The sequence below is a fragment of the Chryseobacterium sp. 7 genome, from assembly GCF_003663845.1.
In the GTDB taxonomy this organism is placed as follows: domain Bacteria; phylum Bacteroidota; class Bacteroidia; order Flavobacteriales; family Weeksellaceae; genus Chryseobacterium.
The window spans coordinates 4113097-4133819 of sequence record NZ_RCCA01000001.1 but is presented as its reverse complement, the minus strand read 5'-3'; the positions used below and the strand labels follow the sequence as shown (position 1 = coordinate 4133819).

Genomic DNA, 20723 nt, shown 5'->3' with positions numbered 1-20723 from the left:
GTGTACAATTCGTATTTTTTCTTTAAATTATTCAATCTTTAAATTGAGAGTTAATGAATAAAGGAATTTGTATTGTTACAGTAGCGCCGGTTCGTGCAGAAAATTCTGACAGAGCTGAAATTGTTACGGAAATATTGTTTGGAGAAAGTGCAGATATTTTGGAAGTAGATAAAAACTGGACCAAAATAAAAATGCATTACGATGGCTATGAAGGATGGATGGACACCAAACAGCTGAAACCAGTGACAGATGAGGAGCTGGCCAAAAGAAAAGTTACTGTTGTTACCGAAGATTTTTCTTCTGTACTCATGAATGATGGCAAAACTTTACTGTCTATGGGTTCAGAAGTAGAGTTTCCCGTAGTTGCATCAAGAAGAAGCCATGATGTACGGGAAAGTATCGCACTGACGGCAAAAGAATTTCTTAACGTACCTTATCTGTGGGGTGGTAAAAGCTTTTTTGCAGTAGACTGCTCCGGATTTACTCAATTGGTTTATAAGATTCACAATATCAAAATACCCAGAGATGCATCACAGCAGGCAGAGGTAGGAGAAGCACTTACTTTTGTAGAAGAAACACAGCCCGGAGACCTTGCTTTTTTCGAAAATGCTGACGGAAAAATTATTCACGTGGGAATAATGCTGGAAAATCAAAAGATCATCCATGCTTCCGGAAAAGTAAGAATTGACACGCTGGATTCTACAGGAATTTTTAATAAAGAAATGAATAAGCATACTCATAAACTGAGAGTGCTTAAAAGTGTAATTTAATTCACATTAAATCTTATCTGAAATGGAAAATATTCTCTTTACGATTTTTGATATTTTTAATTTTGGATGGGTCGCTTTTCTATGGTGGTTTACTTTAAAAAATTATAGCACTCTGCCAGAGAGAATTCCTGTGCATTTTGATATGGAAGGGAAAGCTGATGGATTTGGTGGAAGAATGTATGCCTTTCTGATGCCTATATTAGCTTTGGGATTATATGCCCTGTTTGTTTATGGGATGAGGCATCCTGAAGATACTAATTTTCCCGTAGAAATTACAGAACAGAATATGAATGCTCAGTTTTTGGTTATGAAAATAGGGTTGAGAATTCTTTTTGTGATACTGGCAGTCATTTTTACGAATATTCAGGACTATATGTTTAGATATGCTGCAGATGATAAGGCAAAACCGAGGATTTCATTCGCCACTATCTTTTTATCAGTCGTATTATTTACTCCTGCGTTAGTTTTTATTGCCTATCTATTTAAATGATACATTCTAAAGAAAATTCAGAACATTATACCTGGGGAAGCCAATGTGACAGCTGGATCCTTAAAAATACGCAAGGCTTATCCATAAAACAGGAGAAGATGCCTGCGGGAATTTCAGAAAAACTTCACTATCATAAAGTGGCAGAACAGTTTTTTTATATGCTGAAAGGAGAAGCTGTATTTTACATCAATGAAGAGAAATTTTTTGTTAACCAAGGAGAATCTATTTCTATAGAGCCCGGATCAAGACACTTTATCACCAATGAATCTGCAGAAGAAATTGAGTTTTTAGTCATATCCAATCCTTCTACGGATCATGACAGAATTGAAATAAAAGAATAATTAAAATGGCTTTCGTCTACAATATATTTATCAGTCTTCTTACTTTCGGAATGAAGGTTTTCGCGTTATTTAATGATAAAACTAAAAAAGGCGTTGAAGGGAGAAAACAATCTTTGGATAAAGTAAGGTCTGCTTTTTCAAAAACGGATAAAGTAATCTGGATGCATGCTGCAAGCCTAGGTGAATATGAGCAGGGATTACCTGTGTTGGAAAAGCTTAAAGAGAATTTTCCTAAGCATAAAATACTGGTGACATTCTTCTCGCCCTCTGGTTATGAAAATGTAATTAAAAAGAAACATATTGCAGATGTAATCTGTTATCTGCCATTCGATAAGAAAAGCACAGTAAAAGAATTTATATCTCAATTTAATACTGAACTATTTTTTACGGTTAAATATGATTACTGGTACAATCTCCTTGCAGAATTAAAAAATCAGGGAACAAAGATCTATGTAATTTCCGCGCTTTTTTACGAAAGACAGTCTTTCTTTACTTCCTATGGAAAATGGTTTGTAAAACAGCTTCAGAAAAATGTAGATTGGTTTTTTCATCAGACTCAGTTTTCATTGGCATTGGCAAAAAGTGTAGGATTAATAAAGTCTTCTGTAACGGGAGATACAAGATTTGACAGAGTAAAACAGCTCCGCGAACGGGACAACCATGTGGACTTCATTGCTGACTTTATGAGAGAAAATAAAACAGTCGTTTTTGGGAGTTCATGGCAGGCGGAAGAAAAAATAGCAGAAGTGGTTTCCCGCAAAAACAATACAGTAAAACTTATCATTGCTCCCCATGATCTGAAAAGGGTAGAACATTTGAAAAATATATTTCCGGAGGCATTATTATACAGCCAGATTCAAAGCTCTCAATCATCAACTTTCAATTCTCAGATTCTGATTATAGACAGTATTGGCTTGCTGTCAAAACTATATTCTTATGCGGATGTAGCTGTTGTAGGAGGAGGATTTCATGATGCAGGGCTTCACAATATTCTGGAAGCCGCCACCTTTAGAGTTCCTGTGATCTTTGGAAATCATTATAAAAAGAACCCGGAAGCTGATGATCTTATCTCGGCCAACGGCGGAAAGTCTTTCTCTGATGAGTATACGGCTTCAGAATTCGTGTTATTTCTTCTGAATGAAGAGAATAAAGAAGAACTTGAAGAAATGTCTCAAAACGCCGGAAAATTCGTAGATGAAAAACCTGATTCTACTAAAACGATTCTTCAGAAGATATTATCTTAAGAATCCCTGGCTTTTAATTTCTTTCATGATCTGATCAATGTTTTCAGGAATTTTTTCACATTCCAGCCAATTGAAGTCGAGACCATTATTAATACAAAGCTTTTGAAGATAATGGTTCTCTGAGATTTTCTTTTGGGTATCACGAAAATATTCATCAATTTCTATCCAGTAATCCTCATCCAGTTTTTTCACCAGAATTAATGATTTAAAGATTTTATTGATGATGTAAATATAAAGCTTATAAACATTGTCAAACCTTTGTCTGCTAAGGTCTCCATTATTTTCCAACACTTTGTTGACAAGAAGAAGATTCAATGAAACCTCTCCGAATTTATCAGTAGTGATTTTGACATGCTCCGTAATTTCAGCACTTATCTTTCGGACGGCAGACATGAAATATTTAGCATTTCCTACATATTTTGAAGCCAGAATCATCTGTTCCTCCACATGTTCTTCCATGGCATTTCTTTTGTCATCCGTAGTTTCCGGATCAATGAGTTCAAAGTAGAGCTTTTTTGACAATAATTTATCCTTTCTCAGGAGTCTGAAAATAAGTTTGTCTTTATCGGCACCGGAAAAAGCACTCAGAGCCGCTTTGAACTCTTTAGAATATTCCATTAATTAAAAATTTTCGAATATTTCAGGAATCCGTTTAACGCCCAGTTCGCTGTATAATACAACGATTTTATTGTGGAGAATCCCATGAAATCTTTATAGACCAGATATTGATCTTTGATGATGTTTTTTTTGTTTCTGGAAACACTGTTTTCACGCATTCTGTATTTTGCCATTGTTTTTTTTACGGGAATCCCTTCAGGAATTACTTTTAAAAGATTCAGCCACATCACGTGATCTTCACGCTTGCTTTTTACAGGGAACAAAAACTTTCCTACTCTTTTAGTATCATACATTGTAGAAACCGGTGCCAGACGGCATGTTTTCAACAGATTGGAAAATGTAACTACCTTATCTGCCAGAAAATCTTTTAGGATAGGTTCAAGCTGTTCATTACATCTTGAATAGTTGCAGTACACCAGTTCTACGTTATGATCCTGCATATAATCCGTCATTGTTTCCAGATATTCAGGATACCAATAGTCGTCAGAATCCAGAAAAGCAATATATCTTCCCTGAGCTCTTTCAAGGCTGTTGTTTCTTGCATTTCCGGCACCTCCGTTTTTTTCTAATACCTGTAATTTTATTCTGGGATCATTATATTTCTTAATGATTTCCACGGTATTGTCTTTGGAGAGATCATCAGTAATCAGCCATTCCCAGTTTTCATGGGTTTGGTTCAGGACAGACTGTATGGTTTCCTCGATAAATTCTGCGGAATTGTAGCAAGGTGTTATAATGGAGACAAGATCTTTCATTTATGTTTTCTAAACTGCAAAATTATAAAAATCTTTTTTCATAAAGATGCCACGAGCTTATTCCTACAGCAATAACCACTAACATGCATACCAAGGCCATTACAAACGGATTGTAATCCTCAAACAACCCTAAGGTTTGGAAGGTTCTGATAATCGGGAAATGAAAAATGTAGATTCCGTAGGTGAAATCCCCGTATTTTCCGAAATTATTTAAGAATTTGAATGAATAGGCAATGTACATTACAATAACCCCGATCATCATTGGAGAAAAAAGCTGAATATTTAAAAACAGATCAATCCAGACAGTAGCAAGCGCAATGATGAAAATTATATTTTTATGTTGGATGAATTTATCGAAATTAAAGTAAATCAGCATTCCGGGGATAAAATAGGATAAAGTTCCGGGAAGCTGTTTAGCAATGGAAATTTTATTTAAAGATTCAAAATAATTGAGATAAATAAGGGATAGGAAGTATAAAATAATTAAGCTTATATTTCTGTACTTATTATTCTTTCCGAAAAGCAAAAACAGCAAAGGAACAGAGAAATAGTAGCACATTTCTATTTTCAGCGTCCATAGGGCTCCATTCACAGCCTGATTTCCAAAAACTCCGGGAAGCCAGGGGGCTTTAAAATTTAAAAATAATGAATTCCAGAAAAGGTAATTATAAACCTGTGTATTGCTGAAATATTCGGCGAAAGAATATGTACTTACCAAACTTAGTAAAATAGCACATAAAAAAATAACCAATAAGTAAGCGGGAACAATTCTTTTGATTCTCTTTTTTAAATAACTTTTCAGGCTTGAAGACCTGTCATAACTCCTTGCAATAAGAAATCCGCTCACTGCAAAGAACCCAAAAACAGCAATTTCTATAGGGCTGTGCTCAAAAATCTTGAGATCAGGAGAAGCGCTGAGGGTGCCAAGATGTCCCAGAAAGACAATAAAGGCGAGGAGAACACGTATAAAGTCAAAATTGTTTTTCGTTATATCCTGCATTTGTATTTTGTTTCCTGCAAAAATAACTTTTTTAATAGAATGTTCAGTGCTCATAGTTTCATTATTTGTTAAATAAAGGGAAAATGAGGTCTTCAAGTTTTTAAATATATAGAAATAAAGGAAGATGAAATAATTTTTCATAAAAAATAGTAATATAAATCAAAAAAATTATAATTTTAGCGCTTGAAAAAATTGATCTATGAAGAAATTAGCATTACTATTTGCAGGTTTGTCATTGTTTGCCGCTACAGGATGTAGTGATAGCAATGATACTGTTCTTGAAGCTCCTCTAGTTGGGACCTGGCAACCATTGAAAGAAGTGGTTACTACTGTTGAGACTGGTGAAGATCCGGTTTCTAACACGATTACCTATACGGACTGTCAGAAGCAGACCAGATGGTGGTTCAGCGTTGATTCCAAAGGTGGAAAAACGAACTGGGGAGATACTGCTACACCTGGACAGTGTGCTATTCTTTCTGATATAAAATTCAATTATACCTATGATAAGGATGCAAAATCCGTTCAGATGAAAATTCAGGGAGTAGTAGAACCTCAGAATGCAAAGGTGATTACGCTGGATAATACAACGCTCAACCTTGCAGTAAGGGAAGAGACTCAGGATCCTACTATATTCCAGACAAGAACTTATACTTTCAAAAGAGTTCCGCAATAATAATATACTTCAGGACATAAAAATAGATCTCATCCCCGGATGAGATTTTTTTGTTGAGGAGAATGGCAATTCATCATAAATTAAATTTCTATTTACTTTAAAATCATTAATTTTGTGAATCTTGTCAAAAAGATAAATAATTCAGTCTAACATATAACAGATATATAAAGTGTTTTACGATCATCAGCAGATAGAAAAAAAGTGGCAGAAATACTGGGAGGAAAATCAAACCTATAAAACCTCTAATAACACAGACAAACCTAAGTTTTATGTACTCGATATGTTTCCGTATCCATCAGGAGCAGGACTTCACGTAGGTCACCCGCTGGGATATATTGCGTCAGATATCTATGCGAGATACAAAAGACACCAGGGGTTTAATGTACTCCACCCGGTAGGATATGACAGCTTTGGACTTCCTGCTGAGCAATATGCGATCCAGACAGGGCAGCATCCAGCCGTTACTACAGAACAGAATATCAACAGATACGAAGAGCAGCTGAAAAAAATCGGATTTTCATTCGACTGGAGCAGAGAAGTAAGAACTTCAGACGCTTCCTATTATAAATGGACGCAATGGATTTTTATCCAGTTGTACCACTCCTGGTATAATAAAAATACCGACAAGGCAGAATCTATTGATTCATTAATCCAGCATTTTGAAGAAAAAGGGACAGAAGGATTAAATGCCAATCAAAATGACGAATTAAATTTCACAGCAGAAGAATGGAAAGTTGCTTCCGATCTCGATAAAGAAGACATCCTTTTAAATTACCGTCTTGCTTACAGAGCAGAAACAACCGTAAACTGGTGTCCGGCATTAGGAACCGTATTGGCTAATGATGAGGTGAAGGATGGAAAATCCGAAAGAGGAGGGTTCCCTGTATTCCAAAAGAAAATGATGCAGTGGAGCATGAGAATTTCTGCCTACTCTGAAAGATTATTACAGGGATTAAATACTTTAGACTGGCCGCAGCCGTTGAAAGATTCCCAGGAATACTGGATCGGGAAATCTCAGGGAGCACAGGTTCAGTTTAAAGTAGAAGGGCATGATGAAACCGTTGAGGTATTCACCACAAGACCTGATACCATCTTTGGAGCTACTTTTATGGTACTGGCTCCGGAAAATCCATTAGTGGAAACTATTACTACAGATGCTCAAAAAGCAGAAGTAGATACTTATATTGAAGAAACTTCCAAAAAAACGGAGAGAGACAGAATGTCTGACGTGAAGAACGTGAGCGGAGCTTTCACCGGAAGTTATGCAGTTAATCCTTTCAGCAATGAAAAAATGCCGATCTATATTTCAGACTATGTATTGATGGGATATGGAACAGGGGCTGTAATGGCAGTTCCGGCACACGATGAGCGTGACCACAGATTTGCGAAGAAATTTAATCTTGAAATCAAAAAAGTGGTAGAAACTGAAGAAGACGTTCAGGAAAAATCTTTTGATTCTAAAGATTCCGTTTGTGTAAACTCAGATTTCCTAAACGGATTACATTATAATGAAGCGAAAGCAAAAATGATTTCAGAGATCGAAACTAAAGGTATCGGTCATGGAACTACCAACTACAGACAGCGTGATGCTATTTTCTCAAGACAGCGTTATTGGGGAGAACCCGTTCCTATATATTATAAGGATGGAATGCCTTACACATTGCCGACTTCTGCTTTACCTTTGGAACTTCCTGAAGTTGAAAAATATTTACCAACAGAAGACGGAGATCCACCTTTAGGAAACGCAAGAGAATTTGCTTGGGATGAAGCTAACCAGAAAGTAGTAGCTACAGACCTTATTGATGATAAAACAATTTTCCCGTTAGAATTATCTACAATGCCGGGTTGGGCAGGAAGCTCATGGTACTTCCTTAGATATATGGATCCTAATGATGAAGAAACTTTTGTTAAAAAAGATTTGGCAGATTACTGGGGACAGGTAGACCTATATATAGGAGGAAGCGAACACGCAACCGGTCACTTATTGTATTCCCGTTTCTGGAACATGTTCTTAAAAGACAGAGGATATATCAGTCATGATGAACCGTTCCAGAAATTGATCAACCAGGGGATGATCTTAGGGATGAGTGCATTTGTATACAGAATTGACGGTACTAATCAATATGTATCTAAAAACTTAGCTAAAGATTACCAGACTCAGCAGATCCACGTAGATGTATCCTTATTAAAAGGAACGTCTGATGAATTGGATACAGAAGCCTTCAAAGCGTGGAGACCGGATTATGCAGAGGCAGAATTTATTCTGGAAGACGGAAAATACATCACAGACCGTGAAGTAGAAAAAATGTCCAAGTCAAAATATAACGTAGTAAATCCTGATGACATCTGCGAAGAGTACGGAGCAGACGGATTAAGATTATATGAAATGTTCTTAGGGCCGTTAGAACAATCCAAGCCTTGGAATACCCAAGGACTAAGCGGAGTATATGGTTTCCTTAAAAAATTCTGGAATCTGTATTTCAACGGAGACGTATTTGAAGTTTCGGAGGAAGAACCTACAAAAGCAGAATACAAAGTTTTACATACCTTAATAAAGAAGGTAGTATATGATATTGAAAATTTCTCTTTCAATACCTCCGTATCATCATTTATGATTGCGGTGAATGAGCTGCAGAAAATAAAATGCAACAAACGCAATATTTTAGAACCGCTTGCCGTTATCATCTCTCCGTATGCTCCTCACATCTGTGAAGAACTGTGGAATTTACTGGGACACGGTACATCTATCGAATTTGAAAAATTCCCGGAACTGAATGAAGATTATCTGGTAGAAGACGAAATTGAGTATCCGGTAAGCGTAAATGGTAGAATGAAGTTCAAAATTTCACTTTCTGCTCAATTATCTGCTAAGGAAGTAGAAGATTTGGTGATTTCTAACGAGAAAATGCAACAGATTTTGGAAGGTAAAACCCCTAAAAAAATCATTGTAGTCCCTCACCGTATTGTGAATATCGTAATTTAAAAAAAAATTAACATTGGGAAATTAAAAAAAATGGGTGTCTTATTTTTTTGATTTTTTAACTGAAATGTTAAATTTGGAAAAAATAAATAAAATAATTTAAAATAATTATTATTTCGAAATCGTATTAAAATTTCTTTATCAAAAAAAAGCAAAATGTTTAATTAAGACTCTTGCATTTTAATTAATTTTGCCTTTAATTTACACCCTGTAAAATTTTAAAACAATATAATTTAGTTAAATATGGAAATGAATGTTTCAAAAAATGATGAGCAAGTAGTTGCTAGAAAGGCAGGAGGTTTAAATCCAGCTGTTATTATTCCTATTCTATTTATTATAGGAGTATGTATTTATTTATTCGTTCTTGGTAGCCCAGGAAACTTTAAAGATGCAGACAAACTAGGAAGTGGTTCTGTAGCTTTTTCAAGTGTTGAAGGAAAAGACATTCACCCAGAATCGTTCTTAGGTATTATCTACAAAGGAGGGGTTATCGTACCAATCTTGATTACTTTCATGATTACTGTAATCGTTTTCTCTTTTGAAAGATATTTCGTTCTTGGTAAAGCAGCTGGAAAAGGAAACTTAGACAACTTCGTTGTACAGGTAAGAAGCTTACTTAACCAAAACAAAATTGACGAAGCTATCGAAGAGTGTGACAGACAACAAGGTTCTGTAGGTAATGTAGTGAAAGAAGGTCTTACTACTTACAAAGCACTTTCTCACGATAACACACTAAATAAGGAGCAGAAAATGGTAGCGCTTAACAAAGCTATCGAAGAAGCTACTACTCTTGAGATGCCAATGCTTGAGAAAAACATGATGATCCTTTCTACTCTAGGTACAGTTGCAACGCTAATCGCACTACTTGGAACAGTAATCGGGATGATCAAGGCATTCTTCGCATTAGGTTCAGGAGGTGGTACTCCAGATGCTGCTGCTCTATCTACAGGTATCTCTGAAGCCTTGATCAACACGGCATTAGGTATTGGTACTTCAGCAATCGCTATTATCCTTTATAACTTCTTTACATCTAAAATTGATGGATTAACTTACAAGATCGACGAGATCTCTATGAGTATCCAACAATCTTTCGCTGAATTCAACTAAGAATTAGCAAGATATTTGCATTAGCAATTAAAAGAAGTTTAATTAAAAATATTTTATAATAATGGCGAGAGTCAAACCTAAAAGACATGGAGTCGTAACGGACATGACCGCAATGTGTGACGTTGCGTTCCTACTTCTTACGTTCTTTATCTTGACCACTCAGTTTAAAAAACCTGATGTGGAGCAGATTAAACCGCCATCTTCAATTTCGGAAAAATTACTTCCTGATGCTAGTTTAATGACTATCAACGCTACTCCGGACGGAAAATTCTATTTCCAGCCGGTAGAAAATGCATCAGAAAGAATAGCTCTTTTGGATAAAATGGGACAAAAGTATGGTATTACTTTTGACAACAACCAAAAAGCTGCTTTCCAGAAAGTTCAGGCAATTGGAGTTCCAATGAACCAGCTTAAAGGTTATTTGGATATGCCTGCAGATGAGCAGAAAAATTATAAGAGTCCTACAGGTATTCCTATGGACAGTACAAATAAGCAATTAATTGACTGGGTAAAAGAAAGTTTAAGCGTTAACCCTGACTACAAGTTAGCCATCAAAGGTGACGTTACAACTCAGTACCCTAAAGTTAAAAGCCTATTTGAAGGTTTAAGAGATATTGATTTTCTTAAATTTTGGTTGATTACATCACAAGAAGGTAAACCTAACGAATAATATCGATAGAAATGGCAGAAGTACAAGTACAAGAAAAAGGCGGCAAGGGCGGCAAGGTCCGTTCCAAGAAGCAGAACACCAGAGTCGATATGACTCCGATGGTGGACTTGGGTTTTCTATTGATTACCTTCTTTATGTTCACAACTACATTTAGTAAACCGAATGTTATGGATTTGGGTCTTCCGGCTAAACCGAAAGATGAAACAAAAAAACCACCTCCAACAGAAATTAAACTTTCAAACTCAATTTCTATCTTATTAGGAAAAAACAATAGAGTTTTTTGGCACCAACAAGATGCTACATCATTGAATGACCAAACTCTTATGGAAACTACCCTTGATAGAGAAGGAATTAGAAAAGTAATTCAGCAGGCAAAATCTAGAGCTGCAGATCAAAGTAAATTTACTGTGATTATTAAGCCAACTGATGATGCTGTATATAAGAACTTTGTTGATATTCTTGATGAAATGGCAATTACCAAAAGTGAGCAGTACGGTGTTACTGACGTTAAGCCTTGGGAAAAAGCTGTTTATGAGAAAAAAGTAGGAGGTGCTGCTGCACCGGCTGCTACAAAGTAATTTAACCATAAAATTGTTATATCTAATCTATGGCAGATGAAAATGTATACGGTCAGAATCTTACTTTAGATGAGATCGTATTTGAAAATAGAAACAAGGAATATGGTGCCTATGATCTTAGACATCAGTATCCGAGACTTTTAACAAAGTCTTTTATCATCGGAACAGCTTTATTCCTTTTGGCAGCTTTGTCTCCGTTCATCTATCTTACGATTAAAAATCTTACAGCTCCGCCTAAGCAAGAAGTAAAGGCTGATCTAGTAGATATTATCGAAGAAGATCCGATTATCGAGCAGCCTAAAGAAGAAGAACCACCGCCACCACCGCCACCACCAAAAGAGGAGGAAAAAATTGAGGTGATTCAGAACGTAGTTCCTGAGCCTGTAAAAGCTCCGAAAATTGAAACTCCACCACCACCAATTTCTAAGCAGTTGGAAACCACAACTGGTTTGCAGAATCAGGAGGGGGTAAAGGCTCCGGCTTATACGCCACCGCCACCACCACCATCTACAGGTACTAAAGCTAGTACTGTAGAAGTAAAAGCGAATAACCCGAACGAGATCTATAAAGATGTTGACCAGTCTGCAGAATATCCTGGAGGTATGGGGGCATTAAGAAAGTTCTTGGGAGATAACTTCGATACTTCTCTAATGGAAGGAGGTGAAGGTACACTTAAAGCTAAGCTTAAGTTCGTTGTAGAAAAAGACGGAACAGTTTCTGCAGTTACTATTGAGGAGAAATCTCCAAATGGCGACTTCAACAATGAAGCTATACGTGTAGTTAAGAAACTTAAAAAATGGACTCCTGCGAAAAGAAACGGGGAGAGCGTTAGATCTTACTATAGTGTTCCATTTACGATGAACTTTGAATAAGATTTATTTGTTCAAAATATAAATAAAAAGAGAAGCATATGCTTCTCTTTTTATTTTTTTTGGTATTTTTGTTACATGATGTTCAATTGGTTATCCCTGGTTACGGGATTGTTTTATATCGTTTTAGGAATTGTAGTGATTGTCTACAAATTCTTCTTTACTATTTTAGAACCTGCTATTGCCTATGCACTGGGTGTGGTATTGATTATTTATGGTATTTTCAGAATTTACAGGGCAATCTCCAGAATCAAAAAATCGAGAAATGAAGAATAGTTTTAAGCTTGCAGTAATTTTTGTTTTGAGTATAATGCTTGCAGGCTGCAAAAAGGAGAAAAACGCTCCTTCATATCACAAAGGTGATCTTACCATTTTTACTGACGAGTCCTTCCAAAGCGTTACAGAAGCATTAGCTGACGGCTATATGATCAATTACCCTGACACCCACATTAAAGTACAAACCCAAAAAGAAGACTTAGGACTTCTGGATCTTCTTAAAGGAAGCGCTAAAGCAGTGGTAATGTCCAGAAATCTTACTCCTGAAGAAATAAAAACATATGAGGAAAGAACAGATTTAAAGTTTCTTCCTTCTAAATTTGCTGCAGATGCAGTAGTTTTTGTAGTGCCTAAGGACTCTCCTAAAGAAAGCATTTCCATGGAAGAGATCAATGCTGGACTGATGTCTGATAAAAAAGAATTTATTTTTGACGGTACCAACTCTAGTAATCTGAATTTTGTTGCTGAAAAATTTAAAAAACAACCAAAAGACCTTCAGTTTTCCATTATTCCGGGAAATCAGAAGATCATAGAGGAATTAGGGAAATATCCCAATAAAATAGGGGTTGTAGGGCTCAATACTTTTAGCCGTCCTTATGATAAAACTTCAGAGAAATTAAGAGATATGGTTAAAGTTCTCCCTGTTGTAAATAAAGGGAAATTGTACAATCCGGATTTTGAGGGGCTTCGCACAATGGAATATCCATTTACAAGAGTACTTTATTTTCTTATTAACGAAGGTAATTTTAATATTGCCAATGGATTTATAAGATTTTCATGTACTCATTTGGGACAGAAAATTGTGCAGAAAGAGGGGCTGCAACCTTATAACATTTACAAGAGAGAGGTGCAGATGCGTTAAAAAATATTAAATTCACAATTTATCCTTATTAAAAATTTTGATTTGGTCTGAAAATTGTGTAGAATAAAACTCAATTATTAGAAAATATAAAATGAAAGATATAATGAATATGAATGTAAAGAAGATTGCTTTTGGAGCAGCCGTGGTATTTTTTACCGGTTTTGCCTCTGCACAAACACTGCAGGATGGTATTAACAGTATAGATAGTGATAAATTTGCTCAGGCAAAAACGAATTTCACTGCAATGATCGCTAAAGAGCCTACTGCTGACAACTACTTCTATTTAGGAAATACTTTCTTAAAACAAGGAGAACCAGATTATGCTAAGGCTACAGAAAGTTTCAACAAAGGATTAGCTGCTGATGCAAAAAGCTATCTTAACAAAATCGGTTTAGCTGCTGTTAAATTAGGTAAAGGTGATAAAAATGCTGTCGCTGAAATCCAGAAAGTAGTAACTGATTCCAAAGAAAAAGATGCTGAAGTTCTGTTCAGAGCTGCAGAAGCTTTAACTTTATTTGAAAAAAACAGTTCACCAGATCTTGCGATCCAGTTTTTGACTAAAGCTATTGAGAAAGCTGAGAAAAAAGGTGTTCCTGCACATTACTATTATACATTAGGAGATGCTTACAGATTAAAAAGAATGCCGGGAGAGGCTATGTCTGCTTATGATAAAGCATTACCTACTGCTAAAAATAAAGCTTCCGTTTACACAAGAATGGCAACTTTATGGATGGCAGCACAACAGTGGCAGCAAGCTAAGCAAAACATTGATAAAGCTATTGGTGTAGATACTACTTATGCCCCTGCATATAAAGCATTGGCTGGTTATGATATTAGATATCAGCAGAATGCAAAAGCAACTCAAGACCTTATCAACTATACAAAATATGCTGATGAGGATCCGTACACTCAGTTAGAAATTGCAAAATTATACTTCACTAACGAAGATTATGTAAACTCTAAAGCAGTATTAGATAAAATCTTTGATAAAATTGATGATCCTATTAAGTTCAAATTAAGAGCTTATAACGCATATGCAGATAAAAATTATGCTGATGCTAAGCAAAATATGGATACTTTCGTTTCTCAGGCTGAGAAAACAAGAGTATTACCTGCTGACCAAGGTTTACAGGGACTTATTGCTGCTGGTTTAGCTAAAGATGAAAAAGATGCTGCTAAAAAGTCTGCTTTAATGGCTGAAGCTCAGCAAAAAGTAGGTATTGCAAAAGCTGCTAAAGATGAGACTATGAAGTGGGATCTTGAATTAGCTAACATCGCTGGAGGTGGTGGAGTATCTCAGTCAGAAGTTGACAAAGGACCTACTAACCCTACCATTGAAGCATTAAAACAGAAAGTTGCGGCTAACAGCCAGGATTCTGATTCATTATTTAAATTAGCTACGGCTTACCAGGATATTAAAAACTGGAACGGAGCTATTCTTACATGGCAAAAAATGTCAACATTACTTCCTGATTGGGCTCCGGCGTATTACAGCCAGGGGTATTCTTACCAACAGGCAGGAAATAATGATGCAGCAAAAATTGCTTATGAGAAGTTCATCAGTACAGTAAAACCTGCTGATCAGGAAGCTAACAAACAGACTCTTGCCTATGCTTACTTTGCAGTTGCTTATATGAGCAAAGATTCTGATGCAGCTAAAGCAAAGGATTATGTAGCTAAATCTTTACAGTTGGATCCTACTTATCAGGACGCTGTAAAATTAAACGCAGAGATCAATAAATAATTTAAAATTTAAATTATAGATATTAAAACTTCCCATTCGTAATGTTTGGGAAGTTTTTATTTTACACTTATCTTTGATTATATGAAAACTGATATACTTGCTTTTGGAGCACACCCGGATGATGTAGAGCTGGGTTGTGGAGGAACTATTGCTAAAATGGTTTCAGAGGGTAAAAAATGTGTAGTGGTAGATCTTACAAGAGGAGAACTCGGAACAAGAGGTACAGATGAAACCAGAAAAGCTGAAGCTGCAGACGCAGCTAAAATTTTAGGACTCTCCGCAAGAGAAAACCTGGGAATGAAAGATGGCTTTCTTGTGAATTCCGAAGAATACCAATTGAGGATCGTAAAAATGATTCGCAAATACCGCCCGGAAATCGTCTTAGCCAATGCAATTGATGATAGACATCCGGATCATGCAAAAGGAGCGAAATTAGTGTCTGATGCATGCTTTTTGTCCGGGTTAAGAAAAATTGAGACCGTATTGGAAGGAGAGACCCAGGAAGTATGGAGACCGAAGCACGTTTTCCATTATATTCAATGGAAAGATATCAAACCGGAATTTGTAATTGATATCTCGGAGCATCTTAATACAAAACTTGAGGCTTGTATGGCTTATAAGACCCAGTTTTATGACCCTACTTCTAAGGAACCTGAAACTCCGATTACGACAAAAGACTTTTACGAGAGCTTAACGTACCGTGCTCAAGATTTAGGGAGATTATCGGGAGTTACTTACGCTGAGGGATTTACGTCTGAAAAGTTAATTTCTTTGAAAAATTTTGATGGAATTGTTTGGTAGTTGAGGAAAATGTTCTATATTTGCACTCACAAAACGGTGATTGTAGCTCAGTTGGTTAGAGCGTCGGATTGTGGTTCCGAAGGTCGGGGGTTCGAGACCCCTCATTCACCCTAAATTAACACATTTTCTTTTTGAAAATGTGTTTTTTTTTGTTCCCAAAAGAACCCAATTAAATTAATATGCCACTTTTTAGTGTGCTATTTTTTTTATACTGTCCTAGAAAAAGTATATTTGCATGATAATTATGAACATAATCAGGGAATGAAAAATATATACTTTTTACTTTTTTTATTTAATTCTATAGTAGTTTCTTCAGCGGTAAGGTATGTAAATGCTAATTCTAACAGTGGTAGTGCACCTTATACTTCATGGTCTACTGCAAGTAATGATTTACAGGCAGTAATAAACAGCAGCCAGATTGGAGATGAAATTTGGGTAGCCAGTGGAACTTATTTTCCTACCAGAGATCCTTTTGGAAATACTTTTCCTTCAGATAGTCGGGATAAAACATTTTATCTGAAAGATGGTATTTCTGTATATGGTGGTTTCAGTGGAACAGAAACATCATTAACGGACCGAGACACAAGCAGTAATATAACGCTCCTGAGTGGTGATTTAGGTGTTTTAGGAACAGTCAATGATAATTGTTATCATGTTGTACTGTTTTCCGGAAACAGTACCAGTGCAATTGGTGTAAAATTAGATGGTTTTTCTATTGCCAATGGTTTTGCAATGGGTACTGTCAATAACAATGTAAACGGAAATGTTGCTTCAAGGCTGGCAGGCCCGGCAATTTATTTTATTAATGGGAACAATATTATTTCCAATAATAAGATTTATATGAACAGTGGCTATTCAGGCGGAGGGATCTATACTTCAACTGGCAATAATATTATTTCTGACAATGAAATCTATAATAATAAAGCGCATTATGATGGAGGAGGCGTGAGTGTCTTTAAGGGAACAAATACCATTACCAATAACTATATTCATGATAACATTGCTACTGGCGACGGGGGAGGTATATATGCCGTTTTGGGAGTAGACAATATTATCAGTAAAAATATTATCGATAAAAATAAAGGAGGAATTAGCCAGATTGATACTTATTATTACGGTGGTGGTGGAATTTATACGGAGAAAGGTTCAAATATCATTTTGAATAATGTGCTTTACGAAAATACTTCAAACTATATGGGAGGAGGGATTTTTCTTTATTATGGACAAAATAAAGTCATTAATAATACCATTTACAAAAACACAGGAACGAGAGGAGGTGGATTTTTTACTTATTTAGGAAACAATTTCGTGAAAAATAATATATTTTGGGGCAATATTAATGGCACAGATAGCCAGCCCGGAGCAGATTATAAAAATCATGATGACTGGCCGGCTGAGAATTATTTCTACAACAATATATTCCAATTACCCTCCGGTTTTTATACCTCAGCAAACCAAAATTCTTTGTATGGCTATCCAAATAATATATTCCAGACTAATCCGGGCTTTAAAGATGCAGCCAATGTTTTTGGGGCAGACGGTATTTTAAGAACTTCAGATGATGGATTGTCATTATTGCCCAATAGTGTCGCCATCAATTACGGACAATTGACGGATGCACCAACCGATGATATAACAGGAATGACTCGCTTGGGTAATCCTGACGTAGGAGCCTATGAATTGATGGGTAATCTGGGTATTAAAGAATTAAAAATTGACCAGTTTAGAATTTATCCTAATCCAGCTAAAGATGTTTTGAATATACAGACCAATGATAAAATTTTGAAGGCTGAAGTCTTTAATATATCCGGACAACTTATAAAAAGCACTAAAGAATCGAAGGTTGAGATTTCAGTATTCCTGCCAGGGACATATATTCTCAATGTAGTGACGGAAAATAAAATTATTACAGAAAAATTTATAAAGAAATAAGTTACGGATATATGTTACCGTATTGTTAGCCTTTCAAAATTTGAAAGGCTTTTTTATGTTTTCCATTCCTGTATTTATAAACTCTTCCCTCAGCTTACAAAGTGTAATTTAAAAGATCTTTAAATAAATTCTATGTTTGGTGATTAAAACTTTTATATTTGTTTAACCAGTATCGTGAGAAAAAATCTCATCAAAATTATCTTAATCAAAGCTATTAACATGAAAAAACTCTTTACCATTCTTATTGCCTTTTTGGCAATAAAATCCTATTCACAATCAGGTTCCCAATCTTATTATAAACGTCTTTTTGATACCAGAGGCCTTGACCAATGGGATGGTAATTCAACAAGCCCCGATCAGCTTGAGTTTGCCTGGGGTGTACCTGCTCATATGGAAGCATTGGTTTTAATGTATGAAAAAACACTTGAAAAGAAGTATGCAGAAACTTTAATTAAGTGCATCGGAAATACTATTGACAGAAGAGATGACCTGAGAAATCCGACGCTGGGATATCCGATAATTTATGATTACCGCCATGTTTCTGGGGCTGCCTGGTCTACTAATCATTACAATGCATCAACGGATACAACAGGTTTACCTTATTCTCATTTGGTGCATAGTGCTAATATTACCTATCCTATGGCTAAGTTTGCCGCAATAGTTAAAAATAATACTGCTATTCAAAATTTAACATATGATTCACCAACAGGTCGTTATGCAGGTCAAAACTATATTACAATTGCTAATGACCTTATCCAGAAAATAAAAGAAACACTTGCTTATCATGCAGACCAGTGGTATACAGAACCAGGATCTACTACTATAGGGTATTATAAAGAACGAAATGATAATAATCCGCCAATAGCTTATCCAGGAGAAATTTTGCCATTTAATATGCAAAGTTCAGTAGGAAGAGTGCTGGTACAGATGTATAGAGCAACGAGTGACAATAATTATCTTACCCAGCTCAATAAAATTGCTAATTTTATAAAATCAAATACTCAGCTTAATTCTACTTTGGGGTCAAATGTCTGGACCTATTGGAAACACGATGATTTACGTGAAGATATTTCCCATGCAGACTTGACAGCAGCTTTTCCTTATGAATGTAATAAGTATGGTATTTCAATCAATGGAAGCCTTATTTATACCACTACGGATATAAATGCATATACCAAAACGTTGACAAAAGATATTTATATCTCTCCTTTACATATAAAAAATGGGGTTAATTATAATGGTGAGAATTGGAATATCAAGTATAATGTTAATACTTCTGATCCTACTGTGACTCCAAGATACGGAACTTATACAGCTTATTTATGGCTGTATTTATCTCAATACGATGATAAAACATTATATCAGATCGTTTCTGATTTACAGGCTGCCAAAAATTATTATAGTAACATAACGGTATTTGATTCTTCTATCACATGGGCGCTTTTATCAAATTTTGAAAACTTAGTTGTACCTGTCAATACAGATCATGAGTATGGAGAAGATTCTGATTGGAGAGGTATTGCAAACGGTAATTTTGATGGAGATAGCGACGAAGAATTTGTGGTAATAAGAAATTTTGATGGGTTGATGCAGATTCTGGAACCGCATGACAGAGGTTTTCAACAAGTTACTACTGCCAAAGTATACGGGGGTTCAAACAACTGGAAAGGATTGGCCGCAGGTGATTTCTTTGGAGATAGTAAAAGTGAAATTATAGCTTTAAATGATCATGCAGATGCATCTGAAAATGGTATTTACGTTTTGAAAATTGAAAACGGAAACATTGTGGAGCATACCAGATATACAGGATGGGGAGCTCAGTCAGAGTGGGCAGGTGTTGTTGCTGGAAACTTTATCAGTGGCGGAAAAGATGATGTTATTACCGTAAGAAACTTTAATAAAGAGGCTAGAGTGAGCAAATTTGTTGGAACAGATATGCAGTCAGTGTATTTAAATACCCTTAATCTGCCTGCAAGTTCTAAAATCAAAGCAGTGGCATCGGGTGATCTTGATAAAGATGGTAAAGATGAATTAGTACTGCTTGTGGATGCTGATGATAATAACGCTATCTATAATGGTATCCATGTTTATCGTGTTAGTGATAGTGGTGTTCTTACAAAAATTACTGAATTTACAAACTGGGGTTCAGCTTCAGACTGGAAAGGGTTGGCTGTGGGAGATATTGATGCTGATGGTGCTGCTGAAATTATTGCTCACAGAAACTTTGACGGGGATTATAAGCTATTTAAATTAAACGGAAATGTCTTATCGGGTATTACTGCTGAAAAGTTCCCTGTTTTACAAACCAAAAATAATGTAATGTGTTTTGGAAATTTTGATGCAAGCACTAAAAATGAAGAATTAGCTACACTTAGAAAAGATGGAGGTATTGTAATGTTTTCTGCTGCAAATGTTACAAATAGTGTGATTAACTTGAATAACAGAACTGCAGATCCTTGTAGAAATGAGTTGCCGGAAGTCTTATTCAGTTTCCTGAAATCTTCATCATTAAATAAAGAGGAATCTAAAGAAATAGTATCTGTAAAATAAGAAATTATAATATTCAATAGAAACGGGCTTTGGCCCGTTTTTTTATGTTTTGACTATAAGGCATAAAAAAAGCATCTTTTTCAGATGCTTGTGTTTTTAAATATTCTTTTTTAAACTTCGTCGTCAGAATCAATAGTGAAAGATCTGCTCTTAAAGTCTTTGTCATGTTTTTCTGAAATTACATCCTCACCCTTTTCATTAATGATGAAATCTGTGGACTCATTAAACATCTCCTGGAAACTTTTAAAATCTTCCTTATAAAGGTAAATTTTATGCTTCTCGAATGTAGCTTCCCCATTCTCTCCGAAATTCTTCTTACTCTCAGTGATTGTAAGATAATAATCTCCTGCTTTCGTCTCGCGCACATCAAAGAAATAAGTTCTTCTCCCTGCTTTTAACACCTTAGTGAAAATTTCATTTTCATGGCGTTCCTTGTATTCACTCATTGTTAGATATTTTTTAA

General features: G+C 35.7%; 20 protein-coding genes and 1 tRNA gene. 17 read left to right on the top strand and 4 right to left on the bottom strand.

Annotated features, from left to right (window positions below):
* The first annotated feature begins 53 nt into the window (after positions 1-53).
* Genes CLU97_RS18980 through CLU97_RS18965 form a run of 4 tightly spaced genes read left to right on the top strand, consistent with a single transcriptional unit; the run spans position 54 to position 2845 of the window.
* A complete protein-coding gene (locus CLU97_RS18980; protein ID WP_121489318.1) occupies positions 54-770 on the top strand; it encodes a C40 family peptidase in 717 nt (238 codons plus the stop codon).
* 22 nt (positions 771-792) lie between these two features.
* Positions 793-1260 (top strand): DUF1648 domain-containing protein, encoded by a 468-nt coding sequence (locus CLU97_RS18975; protein ID WP_121489317.1) that lies wholly within the window; start codon positions 793-795, stop codon positions 1258-1260.
* Positions 1257-1601: a cupin domain-containing protein gene (locus CLU97_RS18970; protein ID WP_121489316.1), complete on the top strand. Its 345-nt coding sequence runs from the start codon at positions 1257-1259 to the stop codon at positions 1599-1601. Before CLU97_RS18975 ends, CLU97_RS18970 begins: the two co-directional genes overlap by 4 nt.
* A gap of 5 nt (positions 1602-1606) precedes the next feature.
* Positions 1607-2845 (top strand): 3-deoxy-D-manno-octulosonic acid transferase, encoded by a 1239-nt coding sequence (locus tag CLU97_RS18965; RefSeq protein ID WP_121489315.1) that lies wholly within the window; start codon positions 1607-1609, stop codon positions 2843-2845.
* Here the strand turns inward: CLU97_RS18965 and CLU97_RS18960 are convergent.
* From CLU97_RS18960 to CLU97_RS18950, 3 genes are read right to left on the bottom strand one after another with little or no spacing between them, the layout of a single operon-like run.
* Entirely contained in the window at positions 2837-3463 is a 627-nt protein-coding gene (locus CLU97_RS18960) for a deoxyuridine 5'-triphosphate nucleotidohydrolase (RefSeq protein WP_121489314.1), read from the bottom strand. The two genes, CLU97_RS18965 and CLU97_RS18960, sit on opposite strands and share 9 nt — an antisense overlap.
* On the bottom strand, positions 3463-4218 hold the full coding sequence (locus tag CLU97_RS18955; protein ID WP_121489313.1) for a glycosyltransferase family 2 protein: 756 nt from the start codon (positions 4216-4218) through the stop codon (positions 3463-3465). The genes CLU97_RS18960 and CLU97_RS18955 overlap by 1 nt, the downstream gene beginning before the upstream one ends.
* Positions 4219-4240: 22 nt before the next feature.
* Positions 4241-5272, bottom strand: coding sequence for an acyltransferase family protein (locus tag CLU97_RS18950; RefSeq protein ID WP_183084615.1), 1032 nt, complete (start codon positions 5270-5272; stop codon positions 4241-4243).
* Between the two features lie 145 nt (positions 5273-5417).
* On the opposite strand from CLU97_RS18950, the gene CLU97_RS18945 reads away from it, so the two are divergent.
* The 13 genes from CLU97_RS18945 (at position 5418) to CLU97_RS18885 (ending at position 20260) form a co-directional block, all read left to right on the top strand.
* Entirely contained in the window at positions 5418-5891 is a 474-nt protein-coding gene (locus CLU97_RS18945; protein ID WP_121489311.1) for a lipocalin family protein, read from the top strand.
* A gap of 169 nt (positions 5892-6060) precedes the next feature.
* On the top strand, positions 6061-8874 hold the full coding sequence (gene leuS / locus CLU97_RS18940; protein ID WP_121489310.1) for a leucine--tRNA ligase: 2814 nt from the start codon (positions 6061-6063) through the stop codon (positions 8872-8874).
* Between the two features lie 240 nt (positions 8875-9114).
* Positions 9115-9978: a MotA/TolQ/ExbB proton channel family protein gene (locus CLU97_RS18935; RefSeq protein ID WP_121489309.1), complete on the top strand. Its 864-nt coding sequence runs from the start codon at positions 9115-9117 to the stop codon at positions 9976-9978.
* Positions 9979-10039: 61 nt separating this feature from the next.
* The gene (locus CLU97_RS18930; RefSeq protein WP_121489308.1) at positions 10040-10648 is read left to right on the top strand and encodes an ExbD/TolR family protein; all 609 of its coding nucleotides are present in this window, start codon (positions 10040-10042) and stop codon (positions 10646-10648) included.
* Between the two features lie 11 nt (positions 10649-10659).
* Positions 10660-11226 (top strand): ExbD/TolR family protein, encoded by a 567-nt coding sequence (locus tag CLU97_RS18925; RefSeq protein WP_121489307.1) that lies wholly within the window; start codon positions 10660-10662, stop codon positions 11224-11226.
* A gap of 29 nt (positions 11227-11255) precedes the next feature.
* A complete protein-coding gene (locus CLU97_RS18920; protein WP_121489306.1) occupies positions 11256-12098 on the top strand; it encodes an energy transducer TonB in 843 nt (280 codons plus the stop codon).
* A gap of 75 nt (positions 12099-12173) precedes the next feature.
* Positions 12174-12371, top strand: a complete 198-nt coding sequence (locus tag CLU97_RS18915; protein WP_183084614.1) for a DUF308 domain-containing protein — start codon at positions 12174-12176, stop codon at positions 12369-12371.
* Positions 12361-13233, top strand: coding sequence for a PstS family phosphate ABC transporter substrate-binding protein (locus CLU97_RS18910; RefSeq protein WP_121489305.1), 873 nt, complete (start codon positions 12361-12363; stop codon positions 13231-13233). Before CLU97_RS18915 ends, CLU97_RS18910 begins: the two co-directional genes overlap by 11 nt.
* Positions 13234-13324: 91 nt before the next feature.
* On the top strand, positions 13325-14977 hold the full coding sequence (locus CLU97_RS18905) for a tetratricopeptide repeat protein (protein ID WP_121489304.1): 1653 nt from the start codon (positions 13325-13327) through the stop codon (positions 14975-14977).
* 81 nt (positions 14978-15058) lie between these two features.
* On the top strand, positions 15059-15778 hold the full coding sequence (bshB1, locus tag CLU97_RS18900) for a bacillithiol biosynthesis deacetylase BshB1 (RefSeq protein ID WP_121489303.1): 720 nt from the start codon (positions 15059-15061) through the stop codon (positions 15776-15778).
* A 35-nt stretch (positions 15779-15813) separates the two neighbouring features.
* Positions 15814-15889: transfer RNA gene (locus tag CLU97_RS18895), tRNA-His, on the top strand.
* 150 nt (positions 15890-16039) lie between these two features.
* A complete protein-coding gene (locus CLU97_RS18890) occupies positions 16040-17710 on the top strand; it encodes a right-handed parallel beta-helix repeat-containing protein (protein ID WP_121489302.1) in 1671 nt (556 codons plus the stop codon).
* Positions 17711-17929: 219 nt separating this feature from the next.
* On the top strand, positions 17930-20260 hold the full coding sequence (locus CLU97_RS18885) for an FG-GAP repeat domain-containing protein (protein WP_147436523.1): 2331 nt from the start codon (positions 17930-17932) through the stop codon (positions 20258-20260).
* A gap of 110 nt (positions 20261-20370) precedes the next feature.
* On the opposite strand, the gene CLU97_RS18880 is transcribed toward CLU97_RS18885, so the two are convergent.
* The gene (locus CLU97_RS18880) at positions 20371-20706 is read right to left on the bottom strand and encodes a DUF3276 family protein (protein WP_027375472.1); all 336 of its coding nucleotides are present in this window, start codon (positions 20704-20706) and stop codon (positions 20371-20373) included.
* Positions 20707-20723: the final 17 nt, after the last annotated feature.